Origin of the sequence: Bradyrhizobium jicamae, from assembly GCF_018130695.1 — a bacterium.
Taxonomy (GTDB): domain Bacteria; phylum Pseudomonadota; class Alphaproteobacteria; order Rhizobiales; family Xanthobacteraceae; genus Bradyrhizobium; species Bradyrhizobium jicamae_B.
Genome location: NZ_JAFCJX010000003.1, coordinates 233880 through 254218 on the forward strand (window position 1 = coordinate 233880; position 20339 = coordinate 254218).

Below are 20339 nucleotides of genomic sequence, written 5' to 3' on the forward strand. Positions count from 1 at the left end.
CATCGTCACCCACGTTCATGGCGTTCGCGAGCGCCCCTCGTGTCGGGTGAGATGGGCGCATTCATACCATCGATTCATAGTTCTGAAAACAGGAATATTTTTGTGCGCGGGACTGGACAGGGCAAATCGCGTTGATTTCATTCGGAAATTTCGATTTTTAGCGCAGACCCTTAACCCGCAGGAGCATCGCGGCGAGCCTGGAGAAACCTGCGCAGGGTTGAGCCCGCGCAGGCATCATAGCGGCGGCAACGCTATTTCGTTTTCAGGACCGCGATCGGACGCCAGTCGTCGGGCGTTTGGCTGATCATCTCCCTGCAGCGCTCCAGCAGCAGTTTCGCCGGCTGATCCTGCGGGCGGTCGTGCAGCACCGCTTCGAACTCCGCGATGGCGCCGGCCAAATCGCGGGCGCGATATCTTGCCAGCCCTTGCTCGTGACGCGTCATCCATGATGCGTGGCCGCTTGCGTCGCTCTCATCGGCAAGAGCGACCAGCTCATAGGCGCAAAGTCCCTCCTCGCGGCCATAGACCGCGATCCGGTCGACTTCGCGGGTGACGATCCCGCCGCGCGCCAGGCGTTCGGTGCCCTCGCCGATCAGGATCTGCGTGCCGTAGATCTTGTTGGCGCTCTCGAGCCGGCTCGCGACATTCACGGCATCGCCGATCACGGTGTAGTTCAGCCGCAGCTCGGAGCCGATATTGCCGACCAGCATGGGACCGGAATTGATGCCGATCCGGATCTGGAGGGGACGGCCGAGATCGTCAGACAGGCCTGACACCGCGATCGCCCGCTGGCAGGCCAGCGCCGCGCGACAGCATCGCAGCGCATGATCGGCTTGCGGCTGCGGCGCGCCCCAGAACGCCATCACGGCATCGCCGATGAACTTGTCGATGGTGCCGCCATTGGCGACGATGACTTCCGAGGTCAGGTCCAGGTAGCGCGACAACAGCGGCACGATGCGATCGCCCATCCGCTCGGACAGGCCGGTGAAGCCGGCGATGTCGATGAACATCACGCTCAGCTCGGCAATGGCGCCGCCCGGTTTCGCCTCCACACCCTGGCGCAGCAGCGCGCGGACGAGGTCGGCCGGGATGAACTTGCCGAACGCGGAGAGGCCCGCGGCCATCTCGGCGATCGCATTCGACAGGCTCGCGATCTCCTTCAGCCGGGAGGGCTGGCGGCGCACCTGCTCCAGCGCGAAATTCTCGACATGCCTGATCTCGCCGACCACGCGCGAGAGCGGCGCGGCGATCACCGAGCGCGCCAGCAGCGCCGAGGCCAACGCCGCAAGCGCCGCGCCGACCGCAAGACCGATGATCAGGCGCCGCAGCGTGGTCTCGACCGGACCGAGGAACTCCGCTTCGGGAATCACCGTGGCCAGCGACCAGCCGGGAAACGGCAGCGGCGTGAGCGCAACCTCATAGGCGGCGCCATCAGAGGTCAGCCGGCTCCGCCAGCTCGACTTGCGCCCGTCATCGCCGGCCTGCGCGAGCGCCATCTGCGCGATCGGCAGCAGCTTCTGTTCGCCGCCGGCGGGATGCAGTTCGTCCGCCTCCTTGTCCGGCGCAGCCACCAGCTCGCTGTTGCCGTCGAAGATGAAAGCCGTGCCGGTCCGCCCGACCTCGAGCTGGGCGAGAAACCGCGCCAGCCTGGAATACTCGATGATGACGGCCAGCACGCCCTGGCGTTCCTGATAGACGTCGATCGGCCCGGCATAGGCGATCGACGGCTGTGTGCCGGTGGGATGATCGGTCACCTTGAACCATTGCGGCTCCTCGGCCGCGATCCCGGCCTTGAACCAGGCGCGGTCGGCGACGTGAAAGTTCGTCGGCTCGAAACGGCGGTTGGAGAATTCGATGTCGCCCGGCACCACGTCATACTCGTCGACCCGGCGTTCGCCGGCATGATCGGTGAGCGAGATTTCCATCATCTCCAGCCGGCGGTCACCGAGCTTGTGGGCGGCGAAGAACGAGCCGTCCGGCCAGCCGAACGCCACCCAGGAGATCGTGGCCTGGGACTGCAGCTGCGACAGGAAGACGAACTCGCGCTTGTCGGCCTCGCGGGTGTCGAGCACGTTCTGCAGGAACAATGTGCGGATGGCGGTGTGCGCGGCGCGCGCCTCGTCCACGATCGCGGCGACCTCCTTGCGCACGGCCGCGACGATCTGCTCGTTGATGGTCGAGGCGAGCTGCCGGCTGGTCGCCTCCGCCGTGCGCCACCAGAGCAGGCTGGACGCTGCGGCCGTCGCCAGGATCGCCACCAGCACCAGGGCCGACAGCGCCAGCCGCACGCTGACGGTCAGGCGTTGGATGACTGACCTGAGCTGCTTGCCGGAAGGTGGCCTGCGAACGGCGATCATCGCTTTCGATTCCCTATGACGACGGTGCCTCTACCGGTCCATACGCCCGATAACCCCGATCGTTACGTCTCGCAGGACTCGCTCCCCTGCGCCAATGCCCTCCGGCTAACGTGCTCATAGCGGCAAGGCATTGGAATTTTCCCGCCGCTTGCCCGCTAATCCGCGGCCAGACGCACAACCGTGCGTTCCCACTCAACGGTCTCACGAGCTCGTGAGGGGTCGCCCGGTAACGGCGGCCACGCCCGTGGCGAAGGAGACGACGTGCAGCCGCTTGCGACGCGCTGCAATTCGGACAGGAGAAAGTCTCATGACTGCCAAGACCACCATCAGTTCGCTCGTTCTCGCCGGCGCCGTCTCGACCGCGCTCGCCACGCTGGCCGCGGCCGGCCCGCTCACCAAGGCCGAGGCCGATGCGGCCGCCGCGGCCAAGAAGGAAAAATGTTTCGGCGTCGCCCTGAAGGGCCAGAACGATTGCGCCGCCGGACCCGGCACCACCTGCCAGGGCACCTCGACGGTCGATTTCCAGGGCAACGCCTGGAAGTTCGTGCAGGGCGGCACCTGCGCCAGCATCGATCTGCCGAACGGCAAGAAGGGCTCGTTGAAGCCAGTCTGACATCGACGCAACCATCACGACGCTGGAGAGGCGGAGGAACAACATGAACGCAGCGATCAGGCCCCTCACATCTGCGCCCATGCCCCGCCGCTATTCCCTCCCGATCGGCGGCGTCGCGGGAACGAGCTTCAAGCATGAGCACCTTCCCGCGATCCTCGAAGACGGGCCGCAGCGCGGCTTCTTCGAGGTCCATGCCGAGAACTACATGGGCGCCGGCGGGCCGCCGCACCGCGCGCTGGAAACGATCCGGAAGGATCATCCGATCTCCCTGCACGGCGTCTGCATGTCGATCGGCGGACCGGCACCGCTCGACCGCGCGCATCTTGCGCGCTTCAGCGGGCTCGTGGCCCGCTACCAGCCCGCGCTGGTCTCCGAGCATCTGGCGTGGTCGACCCATGAGACCAGCTTCTTCAACGATCTGCTGCCGCTGCCCTACACCAAAGCGACGCTCGACCGCGTCTGCGATCATGTCGACGAGATGCAGGAGGCGATCCGGCGGCCGATCCTGCTGGAGAATCCATCGACCTATGTCGCGTTTCGCGAATCCACGATGAGCGAGACGGATTTCATCCGCAGCGTCGCCGCGCGCACCGGCTGCGGCCTGCTGCTCGACATCAACAACGTATTCGTGTCGGCATCCAATCACGGCTTTTCCGCTTTGGACTATCTCGCCGATTTTCCGCTCGCTGATGTCGGCGAGATTCATCTGGCCGGCCACGCCGCGCAGGCCGATGACGAAGGTGAGCTGCTGCTGATCGACAGCCATGACGGCCCGGTGTCCGACGCGGTGTGGAAGCTGTACGAGATCGTCGTCGCCCGCCGCGGCGCCGTGCCGACCTTGATCGAGTGGGACAGCCAGATTCCGGACTGGCCGGTCCTGCGCGCCGAGGCTGCAGCCGCCCAAGCTATCCTCGATCGCCACCAGGCTGCGGGGGCGCGTCATGCCGCTTGAGCCGCACATCTCCTATGCCGCGGACTTCGCCGCGGCACTGCTGGATCCGGCACGGCCGGCACCGTCGCTCGTCACCGGACCGAACGGCAAGGCGGCCGCCCGGCGCTACGACGTCTATCGCAACAACGTCACGGTCAGCCTGATCGCGGCGCTCGCGGCGATCTACCCGGCGGTGCAGCGCATCACGGGCGCGGATTTCTTCCGCGCCATGGCGCGCTTCCATCTGCGCGAGACGCCGCCGACTTCGCCGCTGCTGTTCGACTATGGCCGCGACTTTCCGGCCTTCATCGAACGCTACCCGCACGCGCAAGCGCTGCCGTGGCTGGCGGACGTCGCACGGATCGAGCGCGCCTGGCTGGACGCCTATCACGCCGCCGATGCCAGCCCGCTTCCGCCGGCCGCGCTCGCTGGAATCGCGCCGGACCAATTGGCCGGCCTGACATTGACGCCGCATCCGGCGGTGCGGATCGTGCGATCGCCATTCTCGACCGTGACGATCTTTGCCGCCAACCGCGCCGACGGGCCGGTGCACCGCATCGATGCATCGGCGGCGGAAGACGCGCTGATCACGCGGCCGGAGTTCGACGTCGTCGTGCGGCTGTTGCCGCCGGGCGGCGCGACATTCGCGAGCGAGTTGATCGCCGGGCGCAGTCTTGGCGATGCCGCGGCCAGTGCGCTGGACGAGACGCCCGATTTCGACATCGCCGCCGGTATCGCCGGCCTGATCGACGCCGGCGCATTCACATCGGTCCTTCCAGGAGATGCAGCATGATCTCGGAGCAACGCATCACGATGACGGATGGCCCGTCGCTCGTGCATCTCATTGAAAAAGCCAATCGGCTGGTGCAGGCGATCGCCTCGCCCTCGATCGCGCAGCTGGCGTTGCGCGTTGCCCTGGCGGTGCCATTCTGGCGCTCCGGCATCCTGAAATGGGATGGATTTCTCAGGCTGAGCGAGACCGCCGTGACGCTGTTCAGCGACGAGTTCATGCTGCATCTGCCGGGCGGCCCCTATCATTTCCCGGCGCCGGCGGCGACAGCGTTCCTGTCCGGATCGGGCGAGATCCTGTTTCCGATCCTGCTGGTGCTCGGCCTCGGCACGCGCTTCGCCGCACTCGGCCTGCTCGTCATGACCGTCATCGTCGAGCTGACGGTGCCTGATGGCTGGCCGGTCCACATCACCTGGGCCGCGATGGCGCTCGGCATAATGTGCTGGGGGCCCGGACGCTTCGCATTGGACCATGTGATTGGGCGAGTGGTCGGAGACCGTAGGGCGGATTAGCCGTAGGCGTAATCCGCCGATTGTGTGTCGCGGCGAGAATGGCGGATTACGCTGCGCTATCCGCCCTACGCTTACTACACTTACTGCCCGAGGAAAAAATCGAGCTTCGCCTTGTTCGGCAACGCGCCCGCGTGCACGGCCTCATCGAACAGCATCACCTGCTCCTGCGCGGCGTCATACGTCGGCCAGGCCGGCAGGCCATTGCCGTTGGGATTGCCGGTCTTCGCAAAATTCACCCAGTAGGTCGACATCGTCTCCGACAGTTTTCGGTCGGCGTCGGTCCAGTTGCGCGTCGTGCCGTTGAAGTTCAGCGTGTCCATCGTGCCATAGACATAAGCCATCTCGGCGCCGTGATAGGCGCCGAGTTTTATGGCCGGCGATTGCTGCTGGTAGGACAGGCCCGCCGCATAGGGCGGCACGTGCGAGAAATAATAGGAGAAGGTCGGCGATATCAGCGACTGCTCGCGCGCCCAGCCACGCACAGCCGAGGCGAAGGTGCGATCGCGATGCAGCTCGTAGCTGGAGGCGCGGGCTTCGTCCTCGGTCGATGCGGGATACAGCTTGAGCAGGGCATCGGCGCGCTCGCCATAGCGCTGCTTGGCGCTCTCGACGAAGGCTGAGGCGCTCATCGCCACCGGATAGGCGGTGCCTTCATCCGAGTTGGAGCCGACCAGCACCGACACGCGCATTTGCTCGCCGGCGCGGTAGACCTCGGCCGGTGGCTTGGGCAGCGCGTAGCCGTCGACCACCGGCCGCGCGGCAAAGCCCGCGGCGGTGATGACGTCGCCGCCCTGGTCGCGCAGCTCCTTGATCGAAGCCGCCTTCAGCTTGTCCATCAGCTTGACGCCATCCTTCTCGGCTTCGGCCAGTGGCGGCGGTGGACCGCCCAGCGCAAAGCCGCCGCTTTCGCCGATGGCGCGATGGAACAGGCCCTTTGCCAGCGGCGAAGCCTGCAGCAGCGAGATCGCGATTGCGCCGGCGGACTGGCCGTAGACCGTGACGTTGGCGGGATCGCCGCCGAAGCGCGCGATGTTGTCGCGAACCCAATTGAGCGCCGCGATCATGTCGAGCAGGCCGTAATTGCCGGAAGCCTTGTGATCCGATTCGGCCGAGAGCTCCGGGTGCGCCAGGAAACCGAGCGCGCCGACGCGATAGTTCATCGACACGGTGACGACGCCCTTGCGCGCCAGATGCTCTCCCGAATAGAGCGGCAGCGACGCCGAGCCGATCACCCAGCCGCCGCCATAGATGAACACCATCACCGGCAGCTTGGCATCGGGACGCACGTCAGGAGACCAGACGTTGAGATAGAGGCAGTCCTCGCTGCTCGGCTCCTCGCCGAGATAGAACACGGAGTTCTTCGCCCGCAGCGCCTGCAGGCACATCGGCGAATAGCGATCGGCGATGCGGACGCCGCTCCACGGCACGACCAGCGCCGGCGCCTTCCAGCGCAGCTCGCGCACCGGCGGTGCTGCGAACGGAATGCCCTTGAAGACGGAGAGCCCGTTGTCGCGGAGGCCGACCACGCTGCCGCCGGTGATCTCGATCGGCGGCGTGAGATCGGGGCCGGCTGCTGCGGCCAGCGACGGCGTCGACACACATAGCAGTGTCGCGAGGCCTGCCATTCCGGCCAGAGAATTGAGGGTCATGGTCTCGCTTCCCGCTGTTCTTGTGCTTTTGGCAAACGATATCGTGTCGGTCCCGTCAGACAATGACCCATTTGTTCCGCAGCCCTAACACGATGTTATGCCTGTCAGGCGCTCGACGCGGAGCACGGCACCCGGAACTGGCGCGCTTCTGCAACGTTATTCGGACGTGGGCAGTGCGTGCGTGACGTGGCGGCCTTTCCGATGAACAACTTTCCCAATGCTGCATTTTCGCCCGACGTGATCGAGCTGATGGCGCGGGCCCTGGACTCCTCGGTCGCGACCCTGCCGGAGCCGATCTGCTCCGCGCATATCACTACGATCGCGGAATCGATCCTTCGCACGGCAAAGGACGGCGAGCGCGAGGTCGGTGCGCTGCAACGGATCGCGCTGATGGAGCTCGCGCTGGCGCCGCGGCAGTAGCGCTACGGCGGTTTTCCTTCACCTCTCCCGCTTGCGGGGGAGGTCGGATCGCATCGCAGATGCGATCCGGGTGGGGGCTCTCTCCGCGATACGACTCGCGGAGAGAGCCCCCACCCCAACCCTCCCCCGCAAGCGGGAGAGGGGGCGCAGTCCCGTCGGGGCCGCACTCTCACTCAGTCCGAAAAATCACAACGGCACGATCCGGTTCAACAGCTCCAGCAACGTCGCCTGCTCGACCACGCTCAGCGCCGCCAGCATGCGCTTGTTGTAGGGGTCCGTCATTCTGGTCGCCTCCTGGATCAGCTTCGTCCCCTTCGGCGTCAACAGCAGCTCGACGCCGCGACGGTCCGACTTGGAGCGGTTGCGCTTGATCAGGCCTGACGACTCGTACTCGTTCAGGATCTTGATCAGGTTCGGCAGCTTCAGCCGGAGCAGGCTCGCCAGCGTGCTCGGCGGCACCCCCGGATTATCCCGGATGATGGTCAGGATCGCGTAGCTCGCCGGCGTGATGCCGAGCTCGGCGAAACTCTCGTAAAAGCCCTCGAAAAACTTCAATTGCGCCAGGCGGAGCATGAATCCCGGGGTCTTCTGCAAGCCCCGCAGGTCCAGCGCCTTCTTCAGCCCCAGGTCCAGGCCCTGCCGCGTGCGGCCTTCTGTCCGATCCATCCGATTGACTCCTTGCATAATAGCTATAAAATATAACTATTATATATAGGCGGTACTGGAGACCGCAGGGGAGGAGATATTGAACATGAGCTTCCTGCAAAAGCTATGCGTCGCCGCCTTGTTCCTGTCGCCGGCATCTGCGCTCGCGCAAGGCACCGTGAAGATCGGCGTGCTGAACGACCAGTCCGGCCCGTTCGCGAGCTACCAGGGCGTCGGCTCGGTGATCGCGGCCAGGATGGCGGTCGAGGATTACGGCGGAAAAGCCGCCGGCAAGACGGTCGAGGTGGTCGCGGCCGACCATCAGAACAAGACCGACACCGGCATCGGCATCGCGCGGCGCTGGTACGAGAACGAGGCGGTGGACGCGATCTTCGACGTGCCGAATTCGTCGATCGCGCTCGCCGTCGCCGCGATGAGCGCCGAGAAGAACAAGGTGTTCATCGGCTCGGGCGCCGGCACGGCGCTGCTCACCGGCGAGAAGTGCACGCCGAATACCGTGCACTGGACCTACGACACCTATGCGTACGGGCGCGGCCTCGGCAAGGCGATCGTGCAGCAGGGCGGCAAGAAGTGGTTCTTCATCACCGCCGACTACGCCTTCGGCCATGATCTGGAGAAGCAGGCCTCCGAAGCGGTGAAGGCCTCCGGCGGTCAGGTGCTCGGCGCCGTGCGCCATCCGCTCGGCACCGCCGACTACGCCTCCTTCCTGCTGCAGGCGCAGGCCTCCGGCGCCGACGTGATCGGCATCGCCAATGCCGGCGACGACACCATCACCTCGATGAAGCAGGCCGCCGAGTTCGGCCTGACGCAGAACCACAAGCTGGCCGGCCTGATCCTCGGCATGAACGGCCTGCCGTCGCTGACGCTGAAGTTTGCGCAGGGCGCGCAGATCATGAATCCGTTCTACTGGGATCTCAACGACGGCACCCGCGCGTTTGCAAAACGCTTCGCCGAGCGGATTCCGTCAAAGGCCTATCCGAACGACATGCAGGCCGGCGTCTACGCCTCCGTGATCCACTACCTCAAGGCGGTCGACAAGGTCGGCGGCGCCACCGACGGCAAGGCCGTGGTCGCCGCGATGAAGGAGATGCCGACCGACGATCCGCTGTTCGGCAAGGGCTATATCCGCAAGGACGGCCGCAAGATCCACCCGCTCTATCTGCTGCAGGTCAAGACGCCCGAGGAGTCGAAATCGACCTGGGACATGCTCAAGGTGGTCGGCACGCTCAAGGGCGAGGACGCGTTCCGGCCCGAGAGCGAAGGCAATTGCCCGCTCGTGAAGTAACGCGGCACGAAGGAGCTGACGATGGGCGGCTTTCCTTCAACTGACGTCGATCCGTTCGCGCCGGAATTTCTCGGCGACCCCTACCCCGCCTATGCGGCGTTGCGGTCGCTGGGGCCCGTCGTCACGATGGAGCGCTACGGCATCTCAGCCATGGCCGGCTATGCCGAGGTCGAGCCGGCGCTGAAGGACTGGCGCACCTATATCAGCGGCGAAGGCGTCGGCCTCGCCGGCATGAATCCCGCGCTGCCGAAGCCGCTCACCCTGCAGATCGATCCGCCCGACCATGACAAGGGCCGCCGCGTGCTCGGCCGCACGTTGTCGCCGGGCGTGGCGCGGCGGCTGCGCGAGACGTTCCAGAAGGAGGCCGAGATCAAGGTCGCCGAGCTGCTCGAGCGCGGCAGCTTCGATGCGATGGCCGATCTCGCCGAAGCCTATCCGATGAAGGTGTTTCCCGACGCGATCGGCATCCGCCCCGACGGGCGCGAGAAGCTGCTCGCCTGGAGCACCTTCGTGTTCAACAGCTTTGGGCCCGAGAACGACATCCTGATCGCCTCGCGCGAGGCCGGCCTCGCCGCGCAAGCCTGGATCATGGAGTGCTGCGTGCGCAGCGCGCTGCAGCCGGACAGCCTCGGCATGATGATCTATGAAGCCGCAGATAGCGGCGAGATCACCGAGCATGAAGCGCTGCACCTGGTGCGGCCGTTCCTCACCGCAGGGGTCGACACCACGATCAACGGCATCGGCAACGTGCTGCTGGCGCTCGCCACCCATCCGGAGCAGTTTCAGAAGCTCCGCGAAAAGCCGGAGCTGGCGCGCAACGCCTTCGAGGAAGGCCTGCGCTACGATTCACCGGTGCAGACCTTCTTCCGCACCACCTCACGCGATGTCGAGATCGGAGGCGGCGTGATCCCGGCGCACCGGAAGGTGCTGCTGTTCATGGCCTCGGCCAACCGCGATCCCCTGCGCTGGGCCGATGCCGACAGCTTCAACATCGAGCGCCCGGCCACCGGCCATGTCGGCTTCGGCGCCGGCATCCATGCCTGTGTCGGCCAGATGATCGCGCGGCTCGAGGGCGAATTGATCCTCGCCGAGCTGGCGCGGCGGGTGAAGACGATCGAGCTGACAGGCGAGCCCGAGCGTCTGCTCAACAACTCGCTGCGCGGCTTGAGGCGCATGCCGGTTCGCGTCACGGCGGCCTGAGACGGTCGTCTCTCCCGCTTCCAAGACAGATGCAGCGCGCCGGCGGCCGGACCGCGAGAGCCCCGGCTTTCGCAGAGCTGGAAGGAGTGCTAGCGTCGATTACGACCGACATGCGGGCAATCTTTCTCAGGCGATAGCTTTTTGGAGGATCCGTGGGGCGATGGATCGTTGGCGTCGTTTCAAAGAGCCTGGTGGCCGTCCTGTGCATCGCAGCATTGGCGTGGCTGGCGTTTTGGTACTTCATTCCCGCGCCGCCCTCCTCCATCGTTATCGCGACCGGCCCTGTCGGCGGCACGCTTGACCTGATCGCGCAACACTATCGGGCAAGGCTCGCGCCTCACCTCACGCTGGACCAGCATTCGACCGACGGCGTGATCGAAAACTTGCGGCTATTGAACGATCGAAACTCGGGCGTCGACATTGCCTTCTTCATCGGCGGGGCAGCGAATGGCAAACAAGCGCCCGAGCTGAGATCGCTGGGCCGGGTCCTGTATTTTCCGATCTGGTTTTTTTACCGCGGGCCCGAGCCGCTGAACCGCCTGACACAGCTCAAGGGCAAACGCATCGGCGGCCCCGTCAACAATCCGGCTGTCAGTCAAATCCTCGCTGCAAATGGCATCAGCTCCGAAAACTCAAAACTCTCGGTACGGGTCGGACCGGCCGCAACCACCGGACTGAGAGACAACGAGGTCGATGTACAGATCGTCCTCGGCGAAGCCAATTCGTCGATCGTCCAGTCGCTGTTGCGCGATCCCGGCATTCGCCTGATGGATGTCACCGAAGCCGACGCGCTCGCGCGGATATTCCCGTATCTCAACCGGCTGCAGCTTCCGCGTGGCGTGATTGATTTCGAGAAGGACATCCCGCCGCGTGACGTCAACCTCGTTGCAACCACCGTCGGCGTTCTCGTGCACAAGGACGTTCATCCCGAGATCATCTACCTTCTTGCGCAAACGCTGGCGGAGGAACACGGCGGCGCGGGGATTTTTCAACGGGCCGGCGACTTTCCCACCCAGAGCGACCCCGAATTTGCCGTCGCCGAGGACGCGCGCGACTTCTACAGGAATGGCCCGTCGTTCATGCAGCGATACCTGCCGTTCTGGATGATCAATCTCACCAAGCGTGCGATTGCCGCTCTGGTGGCGGTGATCGCCATCGTCATCCCGCTGCTCAATTATGCGCCGAAGATGTATGTTTGGCTGCTCGAAGCCTACATGGCCAAACTGTACCGCCGCCTCAGGGGTGTCGAAGCGCAATTGCAGTCCAATCTGACGGTGCCGGAAATCCAGGATTTGCAATCGGACCTTGAGGCCATCGATCGTGCGGTGAATGTTCTTCCGATGCGGCACTCGGACCTGTTTCTGTCGATCGAAGTGCACATCGATCGGACACGCCAGCGCCTGGCATCCCGCCTGACCGAACTCACGCTACCGGAAGCCGGCGGCAGCCGGACCGCCACACCGCAGATGACGTGAGGTCTGTCACCAGCGCTCAACCCCATGGACCGCGCGTGCCTGACGAACGCCCCCACGGACTGCGCGACGGATCATTCTGCGCGCGCGACGGCGCACTGCCCTGCGCGCCGAGCTCCGCCGCGAGCTGCTGCAGCGCTGCGATGCGGTTCTCCGTCGACGGGTGGGTCGTGAACAGATTGTCCATGCCGCGGCCCGACAGCGGGTTGATGATGAACATGTGCGCGGTCGCGGGGTTACGCTCGGCCTCTTCGTTCGGCACGTGCTGCGCCGCGTTCTCGATCTTGACCAGCGCCGATGCCAGCCACATCGGCTGGCCGACGATGCGCGCGCCGAGATTGTCGGCGGCATATTCGCGGGTGCGGCTGATCGCCATCTGCACCAGCATGGCGCCGAACGGGGCGAGGATCATCATCGCGATCGAGCCGATGATGCCGGGGCCGTTGTTGTTGTCGCGGTGGCCGCCGAAGAACATGCCAAACTGCGCCAGCATCGAGATCGCGCCGGCGATCGTCGCGGTGATGGTCATCAGCAGTGTGTCGTGGTTCTTGATATGCGCCAGCTCATGCGCGATCACGCCGGCGAGCTCCTCGCGGCTGAGCTGCTGCATGATACCTGACGTGACGGCGACCGCCGCATTCTGCGGATTGCGGCCAGTGGCGAACGCGTTCGGCTGCGGCTCGTCCATCACGAACACGCGCGGCATCGGCAGCGCGGCGCGCTGGGCGAGCTCGGCAACGAGATTGTAGAGGTCCGGCGCCGAGCGCGCGTCGACCTCATGGGCGCCGTACATCGACAACACCATGCGGTCCGAGTTCCAGTAGGTGAACACGTTCATCGCCGCCGCGATGACGAGCGCAATCACCGCGCCGGTGCCACCGCCGATGAGATAGCCGACGCCCATGAACAGGCCGGTGAGACCGGCCAGCAGAAGTGCGGTGCGGAAATAGCTCATTTTGGTGTCCTCTCGGCCAGCCGGAGAGCCGGCAAGAGGGAGGTAGGAATGGGGCGGGCGGCCCTGCAAGGGGCCCGGCTGCGTCGCGGCGACGCGGGAACGATTACGGATTGGCCATCCGCAAGGTCGGCTTGACCCTACTCCAGGGCCTCGGCACCATTGGAGCCATGCGGTTCGAGATTCTCGGCGAAATCTCAGATATCGAAACCTTCGCCACCGGCTCCGGCATACGCGAGGTTGCCCGGCTGCGGCGCTTGTACGGGCGTGGCCGTTGGCGCAAGCGCAAGGGGATCGCCCGTGTGCGATTACCCAATGGCTCAGTTCACGTGGCTGAGCTACACTGGTATGAAGCAGCCGGGATCGGGCGCAAGGAATTCAAACTCAAACATCTGCTTTGAGACCATGGCAAAGACACAAACAAAACAACTGGTCGTATGCGTCGACAATGACGGCTACGCGGTTTCGCTCGAGAAGCGCAAGATCTACGTCGCCCTGCGAGATCCGGCCGCGGACAAGCATGGCATGCTTCGGATCGTCGATGAATCCGGCGAAGATTATCTCTATCCCAAGGCCTTCTTCCGCCCGATCGCGCTGCCACTGGCCGTGAAACGGGCCGTGCTCGCAGCTTAGGTCGGCAGCCCGCATGAGCGATAGCGACATGCGGGACATCCATCCCGGATATCGCTTCATTAACCGCGGTCGAGTGAACAGCTCTCAGCGAGCGAATTTCTAAACAGGCCGCGAGAGCCGCGGCCTTGAGGCGAACAGCTATTGCATGCTGCCGGCGGCACCTTGCTCGATGGCGCGAATGACGGACGCGAGGCGCTCGGCGGCTTCACGTGTCCGCCGGGCCGCGTCCCTCAGGGTCGGAAGAACGTTCCTTTTGGTCTTGGAGACGGCAAGCTGATCGACCTCGCGCTGCAGGGCCTCAAGCTGGGCCATGGAGCGTGCGAGTTCTGCGTTGAGCATCAGGATATCGCTCATCACGGCTTCCCGTAATGGCATAGAGGCAAAGGCGGGAACGGTCGAGTGCATACCTGTCGAACTCTCTCATCTGTCAGGTGGCATCAGGCAGAGCATCCCAGCCACGACAACCGCGAGCCAGACCGCAAAAAACGATTCGCGGCCCACGTTGCGCAAAATACAGGCGCCGGCGCCACCCCGGCTATTATACCCAAGGATACGCCTTCGCTACTGCCACGCGATCCCATAAATCTTCTCAACCCATGGCGGCAAAAATCGCTCCCGTTTCGACGCCCAGATGCCCGCCGGGTGTGGCTGCGCGCACCTGTTGCACTGCGGGGCGCTGGTGTATGGAGGCGACGGGTTTCTCAACCGATAGGCGGTGACATCGATGCCAGCCCCCTCATCTCGCGCCCGGATCGTCGTCGCAACGATGGCCGTCACGCTGGCATGCTCGTTCGGCGCCTCGGCACAGCAACCGTTTCCGCCGCCGCTGAAACCCACGGTTGCGCCGCGGGCGGCAACCGCGCCCTCGCCCCGCGCAGCCTCCTGCCACAACGGCCAAAGCTTCGACCGCTTCCTCGCCGAGCTGAAGCAGAAGGCTGTGGCCGACGGCGTGTCGCAAGCCACGCTCAGCGAGGCCGCGCCCTACCTCGTCTACGACCAGGGCATCGTCAACCGCGACCGCGGCCAGCGCGTGTTCGGCCAGATCTTCACCGAGTTCGCCGGCCGCATGGCCGCGACCTACCGGATGCAGCAGGGCCAGCAATACATCAGGACCTACGCGGCGGCGTTCGCGCGCGCCGAGAAGGAATACGGTGTGCCGCCTGCCGTCATCGCCGCGTTCTGGGGACTGGAGAGCGATTTCGGCGCCAACATGGGCAATCTCGCCACGCTGAAATCGCTGGTGTCGCTGGCCTATGATTGCCGCCGCTCGGAGATGTTCCAGAACGAAACCATCGCGGCGTTGAAGATCATCAACCGCGGCGATCTCTCGCCCGACGAGATGGTCGGCTCCTGGGCCGGCGAGCTCGGCCAGACGCAATTCCTGCCGACGCATTATTTCAACTATGCGGTCGACTATGACGGCGACGGCCATCGCAATCTGTTGCGAAGCGGGCCCGACGTGATCGGCTCGACCGCGAATTACATTGCCAACGGCCTGAAGTGGCGGCGCGGCGAGCCGTGGCTGCAGGAGGTGCGCGTGCCGCAGGGCGCGAATTTCCCGTGGGACCAGGCCGACCTGACGATAAAACTGCCGCGCTCAAAATGGGCTTCGCTCGGTGTGGGCACTACCGACGGCAAGCCGTTGCCGAACGACGACATGCCGACGTCGCTGCTGCTGCCGATGGGACGGATGGGCCCGGCGTTCCTGGCCTACGCGAATTTCGCGGCTTACACCGAGTGGAATAACTCGCTGATCTATTCGACCACCGCCGGTTATCTGGCGAGCCGCATCGCGGGTGCTGCGCCGATGCAGCGGCCGCACGCGCCGGTCGCGCAGCTGCCGTTCAACGAGATCAAGGAGCTGCAGACCCTGCTGGTGAAGGCCGGCTTCAATGTCGGCAAGGTCGATGGCGTGCTGGGACAAGCGAGCCGCACTGCAGTGAAGGCGATGCAGATCAAGTATGGCTTGCCGGCGGATTCCTGGCCGACGGCGGAGCTCTTGGCCAAGATGCGTGGGCCGCGCGCGCAACCGGCCGAGGCTGCGATGCCGGGGATGCGGTGATTGTTCACCTCTCCCCGCCCTTCTGCGGGGAGAGGTCGACGCCGGGGCGCGAGCGCCGGCGGCGGGTGAGGGGCATGGCACGTGGCCTGCCCCAAGTTCATTATTTGCCGACTGGTCCGTTGAGGAGTCGGAGGGGCCTCCGTATGGCACGGTCGTGCACGACCCCTCACCCGGATCGCATCTTGCGATGCGATCCGACCTCTCCCCGCAAAAGAGCGGGGAGAGGTGAAGACCGCGAGAATATTTGATCCACGATTCCCACTTCATGCAGTTGCATTCTTCCCCGCAGGCCCCCATCTGCAGCAACGCCGTTCGGCAAAACGCCCATTCCGCCACAAGAACAAAGAGCATCACATGTCCTTTTACGACGCCGTCGTCCCCGCTTACCTGCAAATGCTCAACAGCCTCACCGGCCTGCTCACCAAGGCCGAGGCGCATTGCGAGGCCAGGAAGATCCAGCCCGAGGTGCTGCTCGGCGCGCGGCTCTATCCGGACATGCTGCCGCTGTCGAAGCAGATCCAGCTGGTCAGCGATTTCGCCGCCAAGGGCTGCGCGCGGGTGACCCATAGCGAGGTGCCTTCGACGCCGGACACCGAGAAGACATTCGGCGAATTGAAGCAGCGGCTGGCCAACACCATCGCCTATGTGAAGACCTACAAGCCGGAGCAGTTCGAAGGCGCCGACGCAAAACAGGTCACCTTCCCCGCCGGCCCCGACCGCTCGATCACGGTGACCGGGCAGCAGTTGATCTCGTCGTTCTCATTCCCGAACTTCTATTTCCACGCCGCGACCGCGCACGGCATTTTGCGTCACAACGGCGTCGAGATCGGCAAGCGCGACTTCCTCGGCGTCAGCTGACACACCGCTCATTCCATCGCAGCAGGGATCGGCGACCCATCCCTGCTGCGCGTAGACGGAATTCGAGCAATTCCTGCTCTGTATGGCCGGGGCATTGCGCTTGTCGCGGCAATGCACAACTCTCCTCCATCAGTCATTGTCCTGGAACATTCCCTCATGAGCCAATCGACCAAACTCTTCGAGCCCTACAAGCTTGGCGCGCTGACCTTGCCGAACCGCTTGGTGATGGCGCCCCTGACGCGCAACCGCGCCGAGCCCGGCAGCTTCGTACCGGGCGCGCTCGCGGTCGACTATTACGGCCAGCGCGCCTCCGCCGGCCTTCTGATCACCGAGGCGAGCCAGATCTCGCAGCAGGGCCAGGGTTACCAGGACACGCCCGGCATCTACTCGAAGGAACAGGTCGCGGGCTGGCGCAAGGTCACCGATCGCGTGCATGACAACGGCGGCCGCATCTTCATCCAGATCTGGCATGTCGGCCGCATCTCGCATGTCGCGCTGCAGGCGAATGGCGGCGCGCCGGTGGCGCCATCAGCGATCCGCGCCAAGGGCAAGACGTTTGTGAACGGCACCTTCGCCGATGTCTCCGAGCCGCGTGCGCTGGAGCTCTCCGAAATTCCAGGGATCATCGAAGACTTCAAACGCGCCACCGCAAACGCGCTCGCTGCCGGTTTTGACGGCGTCGAGATCCACGGCGCCAATGGCTATCTGCTCGATCAGTTCGCCAAGGACGGCGCCAACAAGCGCACCGATGCCTATGGCGGTTCGATCGAGAACCGCGCGCGGCTGATGCTCGAAGTCTCCAGGGCCGTGGTCGCCGAGGCCGGCGCCGATCGCACCGGCATCCGCATCTCGCCGGTGACGCCGGCCAACGACGTCTCCGACAGCAATCCGCAGCCGCTGTTCGATCACATCGTCGACGGCCTCAACGCGCTGAAGCTGACCTATATCCACGTCATCGAAGGCGCCACCGGCGGCCCGCGCGACATCGCGCCGTTCGATTACGGCAGCTTGCGCAAGCGCTTCAAGCAGGCCTATGTCGCCAACAACGGCTACGATTTTGCGCTCGCCAACCAGGTGCTGGACGCCAACGCCGCCGATCTGATCGCCTTCGGCAAGCCGTTCATCTCGAACCCCGACCTGGTCGAGCGCCTGAAGAAGGGCGCACCGCTCAACGACTGGGATAAGAACACGTTCTATGGCGGCGGGGCGAAGGGCTACACGGATTATCCCACGCTGAAGGCGACCGAAGCGGCGGAGTAAGGGCCGCATCTTTGCAATGCAAATCCGGGGCGCAGCCGCGCTCCGGATTTTTTGTATCTGTTTAGGCAGGGCAACGATCCAGCAACTTCACCCTCGAAACGCTATGGACATGACCAACGCCGTGGGGGAAAACGACCTCGTGCCCATTTCAGGAACGCAAAGATGAAGTTCGACGACGTCATCCTCGGCCGCCGCAGCATCCGTGGCTACAAGCCCGATCCCGTCCCGCGGAAATTGATCAAGGAGATCCTGGCGCTGGCGATGCGTGCGCCGTCGTCGATGAACACCCAGCCCTGGAATTTCTACGTCATCACCGGCAAAGCCCTGGATCGCATCCGGCAGGGCAACACCGAGCGTAACCTGGCCGGCGTGCCGCACTCGCGCGAGTTTCGCATTGGCCAGCCATTCGACGGCGTTCACCGCGAACGCCAGATCGGCGTTGCCAAGCAGTTGTTCGCCGCCATGGAGATCGCGCGCGACGACAAGGAGCGGCGGCAGGACTGGGTCATGCGCGGCTTCCGTCAGTTCGACGCGCCCGTGTGCGTGATCATCACCTATGATCGCGTGCTCGCCGCCAGTGACGATACGGCGTTCGACTGCGGCGCGGTGGCGACCGCGCTGGTCAACGCGGCATGGTCGCGAGGGCTCGGTGCCGTGATCAACAGCCAGGGGATCATGCAATCCCCCGTGGTGCGCGAGCATGCCGGGATCGCGGACGATCAGGTGATCATGAAGAGCATTGCGCTCGGCTGGCCGGACGACAGTTTTCCCGCCAATGCCGTCGTCTCCGAACGCAAGTCGGTCGAGGACGCGACGACCTTCGTGGGATTCGAGGGCGACGCTTAGAAAAGCGCGGGGTCGCCTCCTCACTCACACAAATTGCCGCCTGATGCGAGCGTCCCGTCGAACAGTGAGCCGATCACCTCACCCAGCCAGCGGCTTTCCGGTATTGAATGACAGTTGCGCGTCGAACGCCCGCTTGTAAGCGGGCCGCGCTTCGCCGCGGGCGACGTAGGCTTTGAGGCTCGGGAATTCGTTCAGCAGACCCGACGGTCGCAGCCGGAGCAGCACCGACACCATCATCAGGTCGCCTGCGCTGAACGCGCCGTCGAGCCAGTCGGCATCGCCGAGGCGCGCGGACAATTGCTGCAGGCGGCCTCGGATGCGATCCATCACCAGAGGCAGGCGTTCGCTCGCCCAGGGCTTGTCGCCTTCGAGTATCCTGGCGGTGACGAGGTCGAGGATCGGTGGCTCCACGGTGTTGACCGCGGCGAACATCCAGGTGATGGCGCGCGCTCGCGCATGGGCATCGTCAGGCAGCAGGCCGGCGTGGTGTTCGGCGATATGGAGAACGATCGCTCCGGTCTCGAACAGCACAAGGTCGCCTTCCTCATAGGTTGGAATCTGGCCGAACGGATGCAGCGCCAGATGCGCCGGCTGCTTCATCGCCGCGAACGACACGGGGCGAACCTCGTAGGGTTGACCCACTTCCTCGAGCGCCCAGCGCACGCGCGTATCGCGCGCCAACCCCTTGCCGCCATCCGGCGATCGTTCAAACGCGGTGATCGTGATGGTCATCGCAGTTTTTCTCACGGTGTGGGCGAGTCCTTTTGAATTGTCCGACCCGCGTTCCGGAAGTACGTTCGCACGAACCTAACAGAAGACACAGGCAACATGGTGAGCGACACGAAGGTTTGTGCGGGCCAATGCCATTGCGGCGCGGTGCGTTTCGAAGCGACGCTCAGCAACGGTTTCAATTCGATCCTCCGCTGCAACTGCTCCTACTGCCGGATGCGCGGCGCCGTCGTCGTCACGGCGGAAATGGGCGGGATCAGGTTCCTGTAGGGTGAGGATACGCTGACGAGCTACCGGTTCCATAGCGGAGCGGCGCAGCATTTCTTCTGCTCCCGCTGCGGAATCTACACCCATCATCAACGACGATCGGACCCGAACCTGTTCGCGGTCAACGTGGCTTGCCTCGCCGGGGTCAGCCCGTTCGATTTCGCAGAGGTGCCGGTCGTGGATGGCGTCAATCATTCGAATGACACGGGCAGGCCTGCGCGACAGGCGGGCACGCTGCGCTTCATCCCGGCGGACTAGCCAAAGCGCGATAAGGGCCAAGCCGCAACCTGCCTCGATACACGGACGACTTCTCCATGACAGCCAGCAACCGCATCGCCCTCTCCAGCGACCACGCCGCCATTCAGCTGCGACAGATCATTGCTGCGCATGTCGCGACGAAAGGCTGGGTCGCGGTCGATATCGGACCGAAGGCGCCAGAGAGCACGCCCTATCCCAAGCACGGCGAGGCGGCCGCGCGGCTGGTCGCCTCCGGGGACTGCCGATTCGGCATCATCCTGTGCGGTACCGGCCAGGGCATCATGATGGCGGCGAACAAGGTCAAGGGCATCCGCTGCGGCGTCTGCGCCGACACGTTCTCGGCCGGCATGATCCGCCAGCACAACGATGCCAACATGCTGGCGATCGGCGCCCGCGTGGTGGGCGAAGGGCTGGCGCTCGACATCGTGGATGCGTTCCTGACCGCCGAGTTCGAGGGCGGCCGGCATGCGATGCGGGTGGAGATGATCAGGGCGCTGGAGGGGTAAGCGCCGTTCCCCAAGCCGGGCGCGCAAAACAAAAAGGCCGGGATTGCTCCCGGCCTTTCGTCGTTCTCGGATG

At 64.8% G+C, this 20339-nt stretch carries 21 protein-coding genes and 1 pseudogene; 16 read left to right on the forward strand and 6 right to left on the reverse strand.

Annotated elements, in window-relative coordinates; translation table 11 throughout:
- Positions 1 to 251: 251 nt before the first annotated feature.
- Positions 252 to 2357, reverse strand: a complete 2106-nt coding sequence (locus JQ604_RS06300; RefSeq protein ID WP_212354410.1) for an adenylate/guanylate cyclase domain-containing protein — start codon at positions 2355 to 2357, stop codon at positions 252 to 254.
- Between the two features lie 307 nt (positions 2358 to 2664).
- On the opposite strand from JQ604_RS06300, the gene JQ604_RS06305 reads away from it, so the two are divergent.
- Genes JQ604_RS06305 through JQ604_RS06320 form a run of 4 tightly spaced genes read left to right on the forward strand, consistent with a single transcriptional unit; the run spans position 2665 to position 5203 of the window.
- Positions 2665 to 2970 carry a BufA1 family periplasmic bufferin-type metallophore gene (locus JQ604_RS06305; protein WP_212354412.1) on the forward strand — a complete coding sequence of 102 codons (306 nt, stop codon included), beginning with the start codon at positions 2665 to 2667 and terminating at the stop codon, positions 2968 to 2970.
- Between the two features lie 43 nt (positions 2971 to 3013).
- Complete coding sequence (gene bufB, locus JQ604_RS06310) at positions 3014 to 3922, forward strand: MNIO family bufferin maturase (protein ID WP_212354414.1); 909 nt, start codon at positions 3014 to 3016, stop codon at positions 3920 to 3922.
- Positions 3912 to 4694: an HvfC/BufC N-terminal domain-containing protein gene (locus JQ604_RS06315; protein ID WP_212354416.1), complete on the forward strand. Its 783-nt coding sequence runs from the start codon at positions 3912 to 3914 to the stop codon at positions 4692 to 4694. Before bufB ends, JQ604_RS06315 begins: the two co-directional genes overlap by 11 nt.
- Positions 4691 to 5203 carry a DoxX family protein gene (locus JQ604_RS06320; protein WP_212354418.1) on the forward strand — a complete coding sequence of 171 codons (513 nt, stop codon included), beginning with the start codon at positions 4691 to 4693 and terminating at the stop codon, positions 5201 to 5203. The genes JQ604_RS06315 and JQ604_RS06320 overlap by 4 nt, the downstream gene beginning before the upstream one ends.
- Positions 5204 to 5283: 80 nt before the next feature.
- Here JQ604_RS06320 and JQ604_RS06325 read toward each other — a convergent pair whose 3' ends face one another.
- A complete protein-coding gene (locus tag JQ604_RS06325; RefSeq protein WP_212354420.1) occupies positions 5284 to 6852 on the reverse strand; it encodes a carboxylesterase/lipase family protein in 1569 nt (522 codons plus the stop codon).
- Positions 6853 to 7053: 201 nt separating this feature from the next.
- Between JQ604_RS06325 and JQ604_RS06330 the strand changes: the two genes are divergently transcribed.
- A complete protein-coding gene (locus JQ604_RS06330) occupies positions 7054 to 7272 on the forward strand; it encodes a hypothetical protein (RefSeq protein WP_212354422.1) in 219 nt (72 codons plus the stop codon).
- 186 nt (positions 7273 to 7458) lie between these two features.
- Here JQ604_RS06330 and JQ604_RS06335 read toward each other — a convergent pair whose 3' ends face one another.
- Entirely contained in the window at positions 7459 to 7938 is a 480-nt protein-coding gene (locus JQ604_RS06335; RefSeq protein WP_212354424.1) for a MarR family winged helix-turn-helix transcriptional regulator, read from the reverse strand.
- Between the two features lie 79 nt (positions 7939 to 8017).
- Here JQ604_RS06335 and JQ604_RS06340 point away from each other — a divergent pair, with 79 nt between their 5' ends.
- The 3 genes from JQ604_RS06340 to JQ604_RS06350 all read left to right on the forward strand — a co-directional run bounded on the left by JQ604_RS06340 (position 8018) and on the right by JQ604_RS06350 (position 11898).
- Positions 8018 to 9223, forward strand: coding sequence for an ABC transporter substrate-binding protein (locus tag JQ604_RS06340; RefSeq protein WP_249158051.1), 1206 nt, complete (start codon positions 8018 to 8020; stop codon positions 9221 to 9223).
- A 21-nt stretch (positions 9224 to 9244) separates the two neighbouring features.
- The gene (locus tag JQ604_RS06345) at positions 9245 to 10423 is read left to right on the forward strand and encodes a cytochrome P450 (protein WP_212354428.1); all 1179 of its coding nucleotides are present in this window, start codon (positions 9245 to 9247) and stop codon (positions 10421 to 10423) included.
- A gap of 152 nt (positions 10424 to 10575) precedes the next feature.
- Complete coding sequence (locus JQ604_RS06350; RefSeq protein ID WP_212354430.1) at positions 10576 to 11898, forward strand: TAXI family TRAP transporter solute-binding subunit; 1323 nt, start codon at positions 10576 to 10578, stop codon at positions 11896 to 11898.
- Between the two features lie 16 nt (positions 11899 to 11914).
- Here JQ604_RS06350 and htpX read toward each other — a convergent pair whose 3' ends face one another.
- Positions 11915 to 12850: a zinc metalloprotease HtpX gene (gene htpX / locus JQ604_RS06355; protein ID WP_212354432.1), complete on the reverse strand. Its 936-nt coding sequence runs from the start codon at positions 12848 to 12850 to the stop codon at positions 11915 to 11917.
- Positions 12851 to 12960: 110 nt separating this feature from the next.
- On the opposite strand from htpX, the gene JQ604_RS06360 reads away from it, so the two are divergent.
- Together JQ604_RS06360 and JQ604_RS06365 are read left to right on the forward strand one after the other, a co-directional pair.
- Complete coding sequence (locus JQ604_RS06360) at positions 12961 to 13248, forward strand: hypothetical protein (protein ID WP_249158053.1); 288 nt, start codon at positions 12961 to 12963, stop codon at positions 13246 to 13248.
- Positions 13249 to 13252: 4 nt separating this feature from the next.
- Positions 13253 to 13480 carry a hypothetical protein gene (locus tag JQ604_RS06365; RefSeq protein ID WP_212354434.1) on the forward strand — a complete coding sequence of 76 codons (228 nt, stop codon included), beginning with the start codon at positions 13253 to 13255 and terminating at the stop codon, positions 13478 to 13480.
- A 138-nt stretch (positions 13481 to 13618) separates the two neighbouring features.
- Here the strand turns inward: JQ604_RS06365 and JQ604_RS06370 are convergent, their stop codons facing one another.
- On the reverse strand, positions 13619 to 13834 hold the full coding sequence (locus JQ604_RS06370; protein ID WP_212354436.1) for a hypothetical protein: 216 nt from the start codon (positions 13832 to 13834) through the stop codon (positions 13619 to 13621).
- A gap of 412 nt (positions 13835 to 14246) precedes the next feature.
- Here JQ604_RS06370 and JQ604_RS06375 point away from each other — a divergent pair, with 412 nt between their 5' ends.
- The 4 genes from JQ604_RS06375 (at position 14247) to JQ604_RS06390 (ending at position 18506) form a co-directional block, all read left to right on the forward strand.
- Positions 14247 to 15542 (forward strand): lytic murein transglycosylase, encoded by a 1296-nt coding sequence (locus JQ604_RS06375; RefSeq protein ID WP_212354676.1) that lies wholly within the window; start codon positions 14247 to 14249, stop codon positions 15540 to 15542.
- A 354-nt stretch (positions 15543 to 15896) separates the two neighbouring features.
- Entirely contained in the window at positions 15897 to 16400 is a 504-nt protein-coding gene (locus JQ604_RS06380; protein WP_212354443.1) for a DUF1993 domain-containing protein, read from the forward strand.
- Between the two features lie 156 nt (positions 16401 to 16556).
- Positions 16557 to 17660, forward strand: a complete 1104-nt coding sequence (locus JQ604_RS06385) for an alkene reductase (RefSeq protein ID WP_212354445.1) — start codon at positions 16557 to 16559, stop codon at positions 17658 to 17660.
- A 162-nt stretch (positions 17661 to 17822) separates the two neighbouring features.
- Complete coding sequence (locus tag JQ604_RS06390; protein WP_212354447.1) at positions 17823 to 18506, forward strand: nitroreductase; 684 nt, start codon at positions 17823 to 17825, stop codon at positions 18504 to 18506.
- A 78-nt stretch (positions 18507 to 18584) separates the two neighbouring features.
- On the opposite strand, the gene JQ604_RS06395 is transcribed toward JQ604_RS06390, so the two are convergent.
- Positions 18585 to 19238 (reverse strand): glutathione S-transferase family protein, encoded by a 654-nt coding sequence (locus JQ604_RS06395; protein ID WP_212354449.1) that lies wholly within the window; start codon positions 19236 to 19238, stop codon positions 18585 to 18587.
- Between the two features lie 96 nt (positions 19239 to 19334).
- On the opposite strand from JQ604_RS06395, the pseudogene JQ604_RS41465 reads away from it, so the two are divergent.
- Together JQ604_RS41465 and rpiB are read left to right on the forward strand one after the other, a co-directional pair.
- Positions 19335 to 19760 (forward strand): annotated as a pseudogene (locus JQ604_RS41465) (GFA family protein).
- 56 nt (positions 19761 to 19816) lie between these two features.
- Positions 19817 to 20266, forward strand: coding sequence for a ribose 5-phosphate isomerase B (rpiB, locus tag JQ604_RS06405; RefSeq protein ID WP_212354453.1), 450 nt, complete (start codon positions 19817 to 19819; stop codon positions 20264 to 20266).
- The last annotated feature ends 73 nt before the right edge of the window (positions 20267 to 20339 follow it).